This window comes from Terrihabitans rhizophilus (assembly GCF_033898525.1).
Lineage (GTDB): Bacteria > Pseudomonadota > Alphaproteobacteria > Rhizobiales > Methylopilaceae > Flaviflagellibacter > Flaviflagellibacter rhizophilus.
This window is the reverse complement of the sequence record NZ_JAXAFJ010000002.1, coordinates 572566-585038: the sequence shown is the minus strand read 5'-3', so window position 1 is coordinate 585038 and position 12473 is coordinate 572566. Positions and strand designations below refer to the sequence as shown.

Sequence of the window (12473 nt, the reverse complement as noted above, 5' to 3'; positions counted from 1 at the left end):
ACCGGGGACAACACGCGAATCCTCCCTCGGTTGCGTGCCCCATCTCCCTGACGTGAAAAACATGCCCGAGATCATCAACATCAGCGACGCCGAGGATCCGCGCGTAGCGCCGTACCGCGATGTGCGGGAGCGTGATCTCGTGGGACGTGAGGGGCTGTTCATCGCCGAGGGCGAGGTGGTGCTGCGCGGCTTGCTGGATTCGTCAGGGCACAGGCCGCTTTCGCTGCTGATCGCGGAGAAGCGGATCGGCGGGCTGGCCGATCTCCTCGAACGGGTGCCCGCCGACGTGCCGGTCTATGCAGCCGGGCAGGCGGTGATGGACGCCATCGCCGGCTTCCCCATGCATCGCGGGATACTCGGGCTCGGTGCGCGGGCGCCGGGGGTCGCGGCGGCGGACCTGCTGGCCGGCTTGCCCGCCCGGGCGCTGGTGATGGTGCTGGTCGGCATCGCCAACCACGACAATGTGGGAGGCCTGTTCCGCAACGCGGCGGCGTTCGGCGTGGATGCCGTGCTGCTCGATACCACGAGTTGCGATCCGCTGTACCGCAAGGCCATACGCGTTTCCGTCGGCGCGGCGCTGCAGGTGCCGTTCGCGCGGCTGGGGGCGGGCGAGGATGCGCTCGACGTGCTTGAGGCTGCGGGGTTCACCTCGTTCGCGCTGACGCCCTCCGGGACGCTGGCGCTCGCCCAAGTGCGGCGGCCCGCGCGCACGGCGGTGCTGTTCGGAGCGGAAGGGCCCGGCCTGCCGGCTGAGATCATGGCGCGCTGCGCAGGCGTGCGAATTCAGATGTCGGCTGGTTTCGACAGCCTGAACGTCGCGACCTCCAGCGGCATCGTGCTGCATCATCTTGCCGAGGCAATCGCCTAGCAACCCGCCGATTGCCGCTTGCGCTTTATCTGAATTCATAATTCAAATGGGTGATGCCGAACCCAGTTCGGCTGCAAGCCAGTCCGGCCAACGGGCGGCGTTGGGGAGAGAAACATGAAGACCATCAAGATGCTGACATGGTCAGCCACGGCGGCGCTTGCCTGCACGGGAAGTGCATGGGCGGACGATTACTTCCTGGCCACCGGCCGCTGGGACAACACCGCCATCGTGATCGACCTCAAGCAGGCCATCGACCCGAAGAACGACGGCACGCCGAACGCCGTCTTCAGCCGCATTCGCGTTACGCCGGACATCGATGCCAAGGGCACCGGCAAGGCCGACACCATTGCGAGCGGCCAGCCCATCATCATCACCGTGGATGACAAGGGGCGGCGGGCCTATGTGGTCAACCATTCCGGCAAGTCCACGCCCGAGGAGGCCGGAAGCTTCCAGCATGGCTGGCCGGGCTCTGTCACGGTGGTGAACCTCGACAAGGCGCTGATGAGAGCGAACGACGGCACGGTTGGAGCGGTCGAGGGGTACATCGATTCCAAGGGCTTCGGTGCGACCGGCTTCGCGCTGGCTCCGGACGGCAAGCACGGTGCGCTGGCTCATGCCGAGGACAAGGGCAACGAGGACGGCGGACGCCACATCAACATCGTGGATCTGGCCAAGATGGAGGTGGTGCACCGCATCCCGCAGGCCTACGGCAAGCCCGACTGTCCGCCGGCCACGATCCCGCACAAGGCGCCCGATCCGGCGTTCGGCTGCTATGCCGACACCAATGGCGTGACCATCAGCCCGCTGGCGGGCGGCGTGATCTTCACCGCGAACGGCGGCACCAACGACGTGTCCGTCATCAGCCTGCCCAAGGCGCTCGCCGGCGACGAGACCGCCGAGATCGGCCGCATCCCCATGCAGACGGGCGGCTTCGGCATCTCCACCAGCCCCGACGGCAAATACGTGGTCCACGCCTCGCGTGAGGACGCACGCGATGGCAAGGAAGGCAACACCATCTCCGTCATCGATGTGGAGAAGGCCGTGGCCGAGCCTTCGAAGGGCGAGATCAACCGCCTGCTCTCCGGCACCGACAATGAGGGCGAGGCGACACGTCCCTTCGCCGCCGCCTTCACGCCGGACAGCACGCACATCGTCTCCACGAACTTCCGCTCCAACAACCTGACCATCTACGACGCCAGGAAGGCTGTCGCAGGCGAGAAGGCGCTGGTGAAGCATGTGAAGCTGGAGACGCCGAACGGCGAACCGTCGCGGCCGCGCGGCATCGCGTTCTCCTCGGACGGCAAGTACATGGCGATCTCCGGCGCGCCGAAGAGCAAGCCAAACACCGGCGTGGTGTGGGTGCTGGATGCCGAAACCTTCGAGGTGAAGGGGCGCGTGACCGAGATCGGTAACGAGAGCTACCTGATCGGCGGCTTCACCGGCACCGCGAAATAGGCCGAAACCGCGCGGGGTTGCGCCCCCGGCGGTCATGACAAAGAGTGGCGGCGCTTCACCGGTGCCGCCATGCTTATCCGCCATCTCGAATATCTCTGCGCGCTGCATCGTGAGCGGCACTTCGCCCGCGCCGCCGCGGCTTGCCATGTGACGCAGCCAACGCTCTCCGCCGGCATCAAGCAGATTGAGGAGGTGCTGGGCGTGCTGCTGGTGGAGCGCGGGCACCGCTTCATCGGTTTCACCGCGGAAGGCGAGCGCGTGCTCGGCTGGGCGCAGCGCGTGCTGGCCGATTACGAGGGACTGACGCAGGAACTCGGCAGCCTGCGCGAGGGGCTTTTCGGCCGGCTGCAGATCGGCGTCATCCCCACCGCGCTGCCCTTGATGCACCTGCTGACGGAGCCCTTTGCGGAGCGGCACCCGCGAACCGCGACGGCTGTGCTGTCGATGAGTTCAGCCGATATCCAGCGCGGCCTCGACGCCTTCGAACTGGATGCCGGGGTCACCTATCTGGACAATGAGCCGCTGGCGCGGGTGCGCACGGTGCCCTTGTACGAGGAGCGCTACGTGCTGGTGACGCCGGCCGGTGGCGCATTCGACGGCGCTGATGAGGCAAGCTGGGAAGAGGCCGCCGGCCTGCCGCTGGGGCTGCTGACCTCGGATATGCAGAACCGGCGCATTCTCGACATGCACTTCCGCGAGGCCGGCGCCGTGGTGCGGCCCGTGTTCGAGACCAATTCGACGCTGACCCTGATGGCGCATCTGCGCCGTGGGCGATGGTCCACGGTGGTGCCGCACACCTATCTGGGCATGCTGGACGGAGCGAGCGGGCTTGTTTGCCGGCCGATGACGGCGCCGGCTGCGGCCCACAAGATCGGCCTCGTCGTTGCCGAACGAGAGCCGCTTCAGCCTCTTGCGCGGGCGCTGCTTGCAACTGCGGCCTCGGCGGAGGTGACGAAAAGCCTGCAGAGCCTGTTCGCGGCTTGATTGGCCCCTTCTATCAAACGACAAAAACTATCAGTTTGAAGGACCAAAATAATAAGAACAGGCTGACTTCCAGAAGCCGACGCACAACGCGGAAGCATGCGACCAGAAAGTCCAAGGGCACATTGAAGATGTTCTTGTTCCAAACTGGACCGTACAACTGGGAGGCCTGAGCCATGGCCAAAGTAGTTGCTGTTCTTTACGACGATCCGGAAACCGGTTTTCCGCCCAAATATGCTCGCGACAGCATCCCGGAGATAAAGGTCTATTCGGACGGGCAGACCGCGCCCACTCCGAAGGCCATCGACTTCACGCCCGGTGAGATGCTGGGCTCGGTATCCGGCGAGTTGGGCCTGCGCAAATATCTCGAGGGCCTCGGCCACCAACTGGTGGTGACGTCCTCCAAGGACGGCCCGGAGTCCGAGCTTGAGAAGCACCTTGCGGATGCGGAGATCGTGATCTCGCAGCCGTTCTGGCCGGCCTATCTGACGGCCGAGCGCATTGCCAAGGCGCCGAAGCTGAAACTGGCGCTGACCGCCGGCATCGGCTCCGACCATGTCGACCTTCAGGCTGCGATGGAGCGTAACGTCACCGTCGCGGAGGTCACCTTCTGCAACTCCATCTCGGTGGCCGAGCATGTGGTGATGATGATCCTCGGCCTCGTGCGCAATTACATCCCCGCGCACGACATCGTCCGCGCCGGCGGCTGGAACATCGCCGACGCCGTGAAGCAGTCCTACGACCTGGAGGGCATGCATGTCGGCACCGTGGCCGCCGGCCGCATCGGCCTGGCTGTCCTGCGCCGTCTCGCGCCGTTCGACGTGAAGCTGCACTACACCGACCGGCACCGCCTGCCGGAGGCCGTGGAGAAGGAACTCAATCTGACCTGGCATGCGACGCGCGAGGACATGTACCCGCATTGCGATGTGGTGACCCTGAACTGCCCGCTGAATCCCGAGACGGAGCACATGATCAATGACGAGACGCTGAAGCTGTTCAGGCGCGGCGCCTACATCGTCAACACGGCACGCGGAAAGCTGTGCGACCGCGACGCCATCGTGCGGGCCACCGAATCCGGACAGCTTGCGGGATATGCGGGCGATGTGTGGTTCCCGCAGCCCGCGCCGAACGACCATCCGTGGCGCACCATGCCCAATGAGGGCATGACGCCGCATATGTCCGGCACCTCGCTCTCGGCGCAGGCGCGCTATGCCGCCGGCACGCGTGAGATCCTGGAATGCTATTTCGAGGGGCGTCCGATCCGGGACGAATACCTGATCGTGCAGGACGGCGCGTTGGCCGGCGTCGGGGCGCATTCCTACTCCAAGGGGAACGCGACCGGCGGCTCGGAGGAGGCGGCTAAGTACAAGAAGGACAAGGCGGCCTGATCTGTCGAGCCAGATGCCGCCCCGGCTGGCCGATCCGCACCGGCACGCCGAACGAGCTGCATTCGGGCTTGAAGAGGAGGCGCGGGCCCATGGCCCGCGCCTCATTTCGTCTCGTCGTCCTCGACAGGTGCGGTCTTGCCCGAGGGCTCTCCGGCAGTTCCGCCCTTCAGCGAGCTCGTCAGGCGCTCGACCTTCTCGACGACGGCCTCAAGTCCATGGTGCACGATCTCGGCACCATCCTGCGCCAGAGACTTGACGGCGTAGGAAGCCCCGGCGCCGGCCACATGCAGGGCCGCGCCGGGATGATCCGTCACAAGGGTCTTCGCCGCGTGAAGCGCGACGCGCTGCGTCAGCGGGCGTCGGGCCTTGCGCGCCGGAGTTCCGGCTTGAGCGTCAGCGTCGGGTCCCGCAACCGTGCTCAGTGATGTGCGGGACGGGACTTTCCCGCGCGTGGCGTCCGGGTGGTGCTCTTCTGGGCGACTGGCGTCGGGGCCGCTGCGGCCTTCGGCTCCTCTTTCTCATCCTTGTCGTCATTGCCGAGCGCCGGAACGACGGCACGTGCCGCGTCTCCGATGACTTCGGCCATGGCGCCGGTAACGCCCTTCACGACATCCTTTGTCAGCGCACCGGCCTTCACGGTCTTGCGTGCGGCGGTATCACCCGCATCGCCGATCACGTCCTGGTTGTTGTTGGCGAGGATGGCGGCAGCGGCGCTGGCGCCGGCCAGAAGTGCATTGCCGAGAATCTGCCGGCCGGTGTCGCTTGCAAGCAAGGCTTTCAAAACCGGCGACTTGCGGACAGTCTTCGGGACCTTGAAGCCGGCAATCTTCTTCGGGATCTTGTTCTTGGCCAATCTATCTACTCCTGGCATCGTCGGGCGTGGACCCGCGCAGGTGCGGGCCAACGTTCATGATGCAGTCATAGTTCATCGCTTTGTCACAAACGAGCGGCCTTTTGGCCCGCGAATGCACGACGCACCTAAAGGACGATGCTGAGCCGCTTCGCCGCCCGCGTGATGCCGGTGTAAAGCCACCGGGCGCGGCTGTCCTGAAAGGCGAAGCTCTCGTCGAAAAGAACCACGTCATCCCATTGGGATCCTTGGGATTTGTGCACCGTCAGCACATAGCCGTAGTCGAACTCGTCATAGGCGCGGCGCTCTTCCCACGCCATGTCCTCGATGCCGCCGAGGAAGTTTTCGGGCCGCACCGTCACCTTGTTTTCGCGCGCACCTGCATCGTCCTCCGGCTTGATGCGCATGGTGACGAGCTTGGATTTCGAGGCGCGGCGCTCGGTGACGCTCCACAGGCCGCCGTTGAACAGGCCCTTGCGGCGGTTGTTCCTGAGGCAGACCAGCTTGTCGCCGACCTGCGGCAACTCTTCGGTGAAGCCCCGCCGCTCCCGCATGCGCTTGTTGTAGGCGCGGCGCGTGTTGTTGCGGCCCACCAGCACCTGCTCGGCGGCCAGCACGCGGGCAGGATCGAGGTTCTGCCTGGTGACGACTTCCGTCTCGCCATAGATGCCGGGGACCAGTGACTTGCCGGCACGCACGTCCATGGACAGGCGGACGATGGGATCGTCCTCGGCCTGGCGGTGGACCTCCGTCAGCATCACGTCGGGCTCCTGATTGGTGAAGAAGCCGCCGCCCTGCACCGGGGGCAGCTGCGCGGGATCTCCCAGCACCAGCACCGGCACGTCGAAGGAGAGGAGATCGCGTCCGAGATCGGCGTCCACCATGGAGCATTCGTCCACGATGATGAGCTTGGCCCGGGAGGCGGGCGCCTCGTCCCACAGCTCGAAGCTGGGGGTTTCCTGGTCGCTTTCCTTGGCCTTGTAGATCAGGCTGTGGAGCGTGGACGCGCCCTCGCAACCGCGCGAGCGCATGACCAGCGCGGCCTTGCCGGTGAAGGCCGCGTACTTGACCGTGCCGTCGATGTCCTCCGCCAGATGGCGGGCGAGGGTGGTCTTGCCCGTGCCGGCATAGCCGAACAGGCGGAACACCTGTGGCGTGCCGCCCCGGCCGGGCTTGGCTGCGAGCCAGTCCGAGGCGGCCTTGAGGGCGGCGTCCTGATGGGGGGTGAATGCGGGCATGGGATTCGCCCGCGATCCTAGACCTTCCGGACGCGCGGCGCGATGCCGTGGATCAGGGAGCGATCTCCCAGATGACGTTGACGCCCGCTTCGATCTCCTGCTCGCCGCGCGCGACCGGCACATCGGCCGACTTTGCCATTTCGGCACGCATCATCTGCGGGCGCGGCGGCATGGGGGGCGCGACCACATTGTCGGTGAGCTCGCGCACCCGGCCGAGCTTCACGCCGGCTGCCTGCGCGAACAGCTCGGCCTTGGCCCTGGCGTCCTCGAAGGCCTTACGGCGTGCCTCGTCCAGCACGCTCTTCTTGTCCGCGATGTCGAAGGCCAGCCCGTCGATCTGGTTGGAGCCCTCGGTGACCACCCGGTCGAGGATGCCGCCGAGCTTCGCGAGATCGCGTACCTTGACCGTCACGGTGTTGCGGACCTCGTAGCCGGTGATGCGCGGCGCTTCCTGCGTGCCGTCCGGCTTCTGGGCGTAGACGTAGCGCGGCTGGACGGAGAAGCCGGAGGTGGCGATGTCGCGCTCCTCCAGCCCGGAGGATTTGAGGCTGGCGAGCAGCTTCTCCATGGCGGCGGTGTTCGCATCCAGCGCCTCGCGGGCGGTGTTGGCTTCGGTCACCACGCCGCTGGTGAGGACGGCGATATCCGGAGCCGCGTATGCGGTGCCCTGTCCGGAGATTGAGAACAGCGCGGGCTGACGACCATGCGGGCCGTGCGCGGGCGGCGGAGGCGCCGGCTGGGCCAGCGCCGGCGTGGCAGAGAAGAGGGCAAGGCACAGAAGCACGTGGCGCATGGAAGTCTCCAGCTTTGGGGAGGCTGCACAAGAGCGGCCAATCCGGGCGGCTTGAAGGCGGCATGCAGCCGGAAAAGGGAATTTCCGGAGCGGACCGGACCCCGATCCATTAGGCGGATGCTTGAGCGCATCGCGGCGGCAACGCTTGGGCCGCCATCCATCTTCCGAGCGGGGAGAGGGAGTGGCGGCCCGCGCAGGTCGAGCAAGAATGCGGCTCCAGCCCGACAAGGATGTGCAGGATGCCGATGTAAGAAGAACGTGGCGCAGCCGCGCTTATTCCGGTGGCTGCTCGAGAGTTTAACCATGCCGCAGCGGGCGGCCTTGGAGAACGCGAAACGGGGCGGTGGAACATCCCATGAGCCGGCTCGCAAACACAGATGACGACTGCGTTCGCGCAGGATAAGAAGAGTCGTCCCTTGCGACAGGGCCTGTAGCTCAATGGTTAGAGCCGACCGCTCATAACGGTCTGGTTGGGGGTTCGAGTCCCTCCGGGCCCACCAGTTCCACGCCAGCCGCGCGTGGCAACCGGACCGGTAGTCCCGCCCGGTGCTTAGGAAAGCTCCCTCATGTATGCGCGCTCAAGAGCTTGGCTCGAGGAACTTGGCGACCAGTTCTGGCTGCGGCCGGCGCTTGTGGTGACCCTCTGCATCCTGCTGGCGGTGGTGGCCGTGCAGGTGACGAGCGTCCCGGGGCTCGACGAGGAGATCGCCCAGGCTTGGGGCTATTCCGGGGGAGCGGAGGGCGCGCGGGCGCTGCTGGGGGCCATCGCGTCCTCGTCCATCGGCGTGGCCGGCACGGTGTTCTCCATCACCATCGCGGCGCTGTCGCTGGCATCCGGGCAGATGGGCCCGCGCCTTCTGCGCAACTTCGTGCGCGATGCGCGCAACCAGCTTGCGCTCGGCATCTTTATCGGCACGTTCGCCTATTCGCTCGTCGTGCTGCGCACCGTCCGCACGGTGGAGGAGCAGCCATTCGTTCCCCACCTCGCAGTGTCCGGCGCGATTCTCCTGGCCATTCTGTGCACCGCCACTCTTGTCTGGTTCGTCCACCACATCGCAGCCAGCATCAATGTCGAGAACGTCATCTCGTCCGTGCATGACGACCTCAACCATGCCGTTACGGCCAGGACGCTCGACGAGGCCGAGCCTGAGGCTGACGAGATGCCGGGCGGCGTGCCGGTGCGGATCGGCGGCAACCGCTATCTGCTTGCCGTGGATGCGGACGGCCTGGCGAACTGGGCGGAAAAACACGGCGTGGTGGTGAGCCTGACGGTGCGGCCGGGAGACTATGTGCCCAAGGGCATCTCGGTGGCGCGTGTGCACCCGCCGCAGGATGATGCCGAGCAGGCGTTGCAGAACGCGTTGACCTTCGGGGCTCGGCCCGTCGCTCTGCAAGACATCGAATTCTACATCCGGCAGCTAACGGAAATCGCCGTGCGCGCATTGTCGCCCGGCACCAACGATCCTTTCACGGCGGCGAGCGTGGTGGAACGACTGGGGGACACACTCTGCCAAATCGCCGGGCGCCATCTGCCGACCGGCATGGTCCGGCGCGGCGACACCGTCAGCCTGCTCCAGCGCGTGAGCGACTACCAAGGCATCTGCGACGCGATGTTCGACATCATAAGGCAGAATGCCAGCGGCTCGGCCTTCGTCCTGATCCGCCTGCTGGAGGTGCTGACGATGGTCTGCGAGGTCGAGGACGAACCCGCCCGTCGGCAGTGCATACGGGAACACGCCGAACTGGCTCTCGAGGAAGGATTGCGCTCGCTGCAGGACCGCGATGCGCGTGCCGACCTAGAGGAGCGCTGGGCTATGTTCAACCAGCAGATCGGGGCATCGGCGTAGTTCACGCCAGGCCGGCGATCCGCCCTCATAGCCCTGGACGGTGGCGAGGCTGCTGCTGGATCCCACGTGCTTCTGCAACACGCTGATGGATCGGTCGCAGGGGCTTGGCCAAATGGGTGCGGGTGCTAGGTTCCCGGTCGAGAGAGGTCGATATGTTTCGCGCAATCCTGATCGAGAAGAGTGGCGACGAACAAAGCGTGTCGCTCCGGGACCTGCCGGACGAGCGTCTGCCGGAGGGCGATGTGCTGGTTCGCGTCTCGGCCTCCACGCTGAACTACAAGGATGCACTGGCGATCACCGGGCGTGGGGCGGTCGTGCGCGAGTTCCCGATGGTGCCCGGGATCGACTTCGCCGGTGTGGTGGAGGCCAGCGGCCATAAGGGGTTCTCGCCCGGCGATCAGGTGGTGCTGAACGGCTGGGGCCTCGGCGAGTCGCGCTGGGGCGGGCTGGCGGAGCTCTCCCGCGTCTCCGGAGACTGGCTGATCCCGCTGCCGGTCGCTTTCACGCCCATGCGCGCCATGGCGATGGGAACCGCGGGCTACACCGCGGCCCTGGCAGTGATGGCGCTGGAGCGCCACGGCGTGACGCCCGCCAAGGGGCCGGTGCTGGTGACGGGGGCGGGCGGCGGCGTCGGGGGCGTGGCTTTGATGCTGCTCCACGCGCGCGGCTATCGCGTCATCGCTTCGACCGGCCGCGTGCAGGAGGCGGATTACCTGCGTGGGCTCGGTGCCGACGAGATCATGGACCGGGCAGAGCTGGACGTGCCGGCACGGTCGCTGGCCAGGGAGCGCTGGGCGGGCGCTATTGACAGCGTGGGTGGGCAAACGCTTGCGAACGCCTGCGCCGGCGCGGGGCAGGATGGCGTGGTGGCCGCCTGCGGCCTCGCCGGAAGCATGGGCTTCCCCGCCAGCGTGGCCCCCTTCATCCTTCGCGGCGTGACCCTGGCCGGCATCAACAGCGTCTACCGCCCGATTGCGGACCGGATGGCGGCATGGGCGATGCTCGAGCGGCATGTCGATATCGCGAAGCTTGCGGCCATGACCCGGCGCATCGGTCTGGAGGACGTGATCGGCGCGGCGGGCGATCTCCTCGACGGGCGCGTGCGCGGACGACTCGTGGTGGACATCGCACAGAACGGATGACGCGGAACGTGTGCACCTTGCCGGGCGTTTCCCTTCGAACCCGAAGGAAAAACCATGGCCGGAAAGAGCTTCAAGTCCGGCGACAAGGTGAAGTGGGACACCTCGCAGGGTGAGACCCACGGCCATGTCGTCAAGACGATCACCAAGCCCATGAAGATCAAGAGCTACACGGCCAAGGCGTCGAAGGACGATCCCAAGATCCTCGTGGAAAGCGAGAAGACCGGGGCGAAAGCCGCGCACAAGCCCGAAGAGCTGCGCAAGGGCTGATGTCGATGCTGCGCCTCGGCTATCACGCCTCTCACGAGCAGTTCACGCCGCGCGACCTGCTGCGCCATGTGCAGGAGGCGGAAGCTGCGGGCTTCGACTGCGCCATGTCGTCCGAGCACTTCGCGCCCTGGAGCCTGCGGCAGGGCGAATCGGGCTTTGCCTATTCGTGGGTCGGAGCCGCCTTGCAGGCGACCTCGCTGCCGATGGGGATGCTCGCCATTCCCATGAACCACCGGTTCCATCCCGCCATCGTGGCACAGGCCGGCGCAACCCTGGCGCAGATGTTTCCCGGCCGGTTTCGCTGGATGGCGCTCGGCACCGGCGAGGCTTTGAACGAACACATCACCGGCGAGCCGTGGCCCGCGAAGCCCGAGCAGCGCGAGCGCCTGAAGGCTGCGGTCGAGATCATCAGGGCGTTGTGGCGCGGCGAGACGGTAACGTCGGACGGACCCGTTCCGACGAACCGGGCGCGCCTGTACACGCTGCCCGAGGAGGCGCCCAAGCTGATCTGTCCGGCCTTGAGCGAGGAGACGGCAAGGATCGGCGGCGCGTGGGCGGACGGACTTGTCGTCATAAACCAGCCGCTGGACAAGCTGACGGCGTTGATCGAGGCATTCCGGCAGGGGGGCGGCGAGGGCAAGCCGCTGCATCTGCAGATGCACCTGTCCTATGCCGCCACCGAAGCCGAGGCGCGCGCCAATGCCTTCGATCAATGGCGCAGCAACATCATGACCCCGGAAATGGCTGCCAATTTCAGCATGCCAGAGGAGTTCGATCGAGCCGCCGAGGACGTGAGGCCCGAGGACATGGACGAGGCCGTCTTCATCTCGGCAGACCCGGAACGGCACGTCGCGCAGATTAAGGAATATGCGCGGCTAGGATTCTCGGAGATCTACCTCCACAATGTGGGGCGCAATCAGACGGAATTTATCGAAGTCTTCGGGCGTGAGGTTCTACCTCATTTCGGGGCCCGAGACGCCAAGGCGGCTTGAACCGCCTCTATGCCGGGCGCGCAGCCGGGCAGGTTAGGAGTTTACGTGTTGGACGAAGAGAAGAAGGCAACCGCGGAGCGCGCGGCAGTGCGCGTGCAGAAGGCGCAGGACCGCGAGCGCGAAGGCGCGAAGGCCATGGCCGAGTACCAGGCCGAGACCAAGGCCGTCTCGGACCGCACGGCGAAGCTGCGCGAGCAGCGGCTGGCTCGCGAGGCCGAGGAGGAGGCTGCCAAGGCTGCTGCGCCGCCGGCACCCACAAAGGCTGCGAAGCCGAAGGCCCCGAAGCCGGTTCGGTCGAAGTCCGTCGCGCTGTAAGCGCTAATCCAGAGTGTTCGGATCGAACGGATCGCTGTTGGGATGGCTGGGTACCTTGCCATCCTTCCACATCTCGTCATGAACGGCAGTGCCCTTGTCGGTGACGCGGTAAAGCCGCTCGCCGGCATCGTCACGTCCGCGCTCTTCCAGAAGTTTGGCAACCACCAGCGCTTTGATGGCTTCGCTGTTGATCTCCGGCCAGTGACTGGCCGGGGACTCGAAGTCGTGCGAGCGCACGAAGCGATCCAGCGCCCGGCGCTGTGCGGTGTTGAGGTTCTTGTAGTGCATCGGCGCTGACTTAGGGGGCGGCGGCCTGGGCCGCCAGCCCCCAATTGTC

14 protein-coding genes and 1 tRNA gene are annotated in these 12473 nt (G+C 66.2%); 10 read left to right on the top strand and 5 right to left on the bottom strand.

Annotated features, from left to right (window positions below):
• Positions 1-61: 61 nt before the first annotated feature.
• The 4 genes from SCD90_RS06390 to SCD90_RS06375 all read left to right on the top strand — a co-directional run bounded on the left by SCD90_RS06390 (position 62) and on the right by SCD90_RS06375 (position 4692).
• Positions 62-868: a TrmH family RNA methyltransferase gene (locus SCD90_RS06390; RefSeq protein WP_319843791.1), complete on the top strand. Its 807-nt coding sequence runs from the start codon at positions 62-64 to the stop codon at positions 866-868.
• 114 nt (positions 869-982) lie between these two features.
• On the top strand, positions 983-2323 hold the full coding sequence (locus SCD90_RS06385; protein WP_319843790.1) for a YncE family protein: 1341 nt from the start codon (positions 983-985) through the stop codon (positions 2321-2323).
• A 69-nt stretch (positions 2324-2392) separates the two neighbouring features.
• Positions 2393-3307, top strand: a complete 915-nt coding sequence (locus tag SCD90_RS06380; RefSeq protein WP_319843789.1) for a LysR family transcriptional regulator — start codon at positions 2393-2395, stop codon at positions 3305-3307.
• Between the two features lie 173 nt (positions 3308-3480).
• Positions 3481-4692, top strand: coding sequence for an NAD-dependent formate dehydrogenase (locus tag SCD90_RS06375; protein WP_319843788.1), 1212 nt, complete (start codon positions 3481-3483; stop codon positions 4690-4692).
• Positions 4693-4793: 101 nt separating this feature from the next.
• Here SCD90_RS06375 and SCD90_RS06370 read toward each other — a convergent pair whose 3' ends face one another.
• The 4 genes from SCD90_RS06370 to SCD90_RS06355 all read right to left on the bottom strand — a co-directional run bounded on the left by SCD90_RS06370 (position 4794) and on the right by SCD90_RS06355 (position 7573).
• Positions 4794-5006 carry a hypothetical protein gene (locus SCD90_RS06370; protein WP_319843787.1) on the bottom strand — a complete coding sequence of 71 codons (213 nt, stop codon included), beginning with the start codon at positions 5004-5006 and terminating at the stop codon, positions 4794-4796.
• A gap of 104 nt (positions 5007-5110) precedes the next feature.
• Entirely contained in the window at positions 5111-5545 is a 435-nt protein-coding gene (locus SCD90_RS06365; protein ID WP_319843786.1) for a hypothetical protein, read from the bottom strand.
• Positions 5546-5670: 125 nt separating this feature from the next.
• A complete protein-coding gene (locus SCD90_RS06360) occupies positions 5671-6780 on the bottom strand; it encodes an ATP-dependent DNA helicase (RefSeq protein WP_319843785.1) in 1110 nt (369 codons plus the stop codon).
• Positions 6781-6832: 52 nt separating this feature from the next.
• Entirely contained in the window at positions 6833-7573 is a 741-nt protein-coding gene (locus tag SCD90_RS06355) for an SIMPL domain-containing protein (RefSeq protein ID WP_319843784.1), read from the bottom strand.
• Positions 7574-7997: 424 nt separating this feature from the next.
• On the opposite strand from SCD90_RS06355, the gene SCD90_RS06350 reads away from it, so the two are divergent.
• The 6 genes from SCD90_RS06350 to SCD90_RS06325 all read left to right on the top strand — a co-directional run bounded on the left by SCD90_RS06350 (position 7998) and on the right by SCD90_RS06325 (position 12136).
• A tRNA-Ile gene (locus tag SCD90_RS06350) sits at positions 7998-8073 on the top strand.
• A gap of 66 nt (positions 8074-8139) precedes the next feature.
• Positions 8140-9420 carry a DUF2254 domain-containing protein gene (locus SCD90_RS06345; protein ID WP_319843783.1) on the top strand — a complete coding sequence of 427 codons (1281 nt, stop codon included), beginning with the start codon at positions 8140-8142 and terminating at the stop codon, positions 9418-9420.
• Positions 9421-9572: 152 nt separating this feature from the next.
• Positions 9573-10562 carry an acrylyl-CoA reductase (NADPH) gene (acuI, locus tag SCD90_RS06340; protein WP_319843782.1) on the top strand — a complete coding sequence of 330 codons (990 nt, stop codon included), beginning with the start codon at positions 9573-9575 and terminating at the stop codon, positions 10560-10562.
• A gap of 54 nt (positions 10563-10616) precedes the next feature.
• Entirely contained in the window at positions 10617-10829 is a 213-nt protein-coding gene (locus SCD90_RS06335; RefSeq protein WP_319843781.1) for a hypervirulence associated TUDOR domain-containing protein, read from the top strand.
• Positions 10830-10834: 5 nt separating this feature from the next.
• Positions 10835-11821 carry a TIGR03885 family FMN-dependent LLM class oxidoreductase gene (locus SCD90_RS06330; protein WP_319843851.1) on the top strand — a complete coding sequence of 329 codons (987 nt, stop codon included), beginning with the start codon at positions 10835-10837 and terminating at the stop codon, positions 11819-11821.
• A 48-nt stretch (positions 11822-11869) separates the two neighbouring features.
• Entirely contained in the window at positions 11870-12136 is a 267-nt protein-coding gene (locus SCD90_RS06325) for a hypothetical protein (RefSeq protein WP_319843780.1), read from the top strand.
• 3 nt (positions 12137-12139) lie between these two features.
• Here the strand turns inward: SCD90_RS06325 and SCD90_RS06320 are convergent, their stop codons facing one another.
• The gene (locus tag SCD90_RS06320; protein WP_319843779.1) at positions 12140-12424 is read right to left on the bottom strand and encodes a hypothetical protein; all 285 of its coding nucleotides are present in this window, start codon (positions 12422-12424) and stop codon (positions 12140-12142) included.
• Positions 12425-12473: the final 49 nt, after the last annotated feature.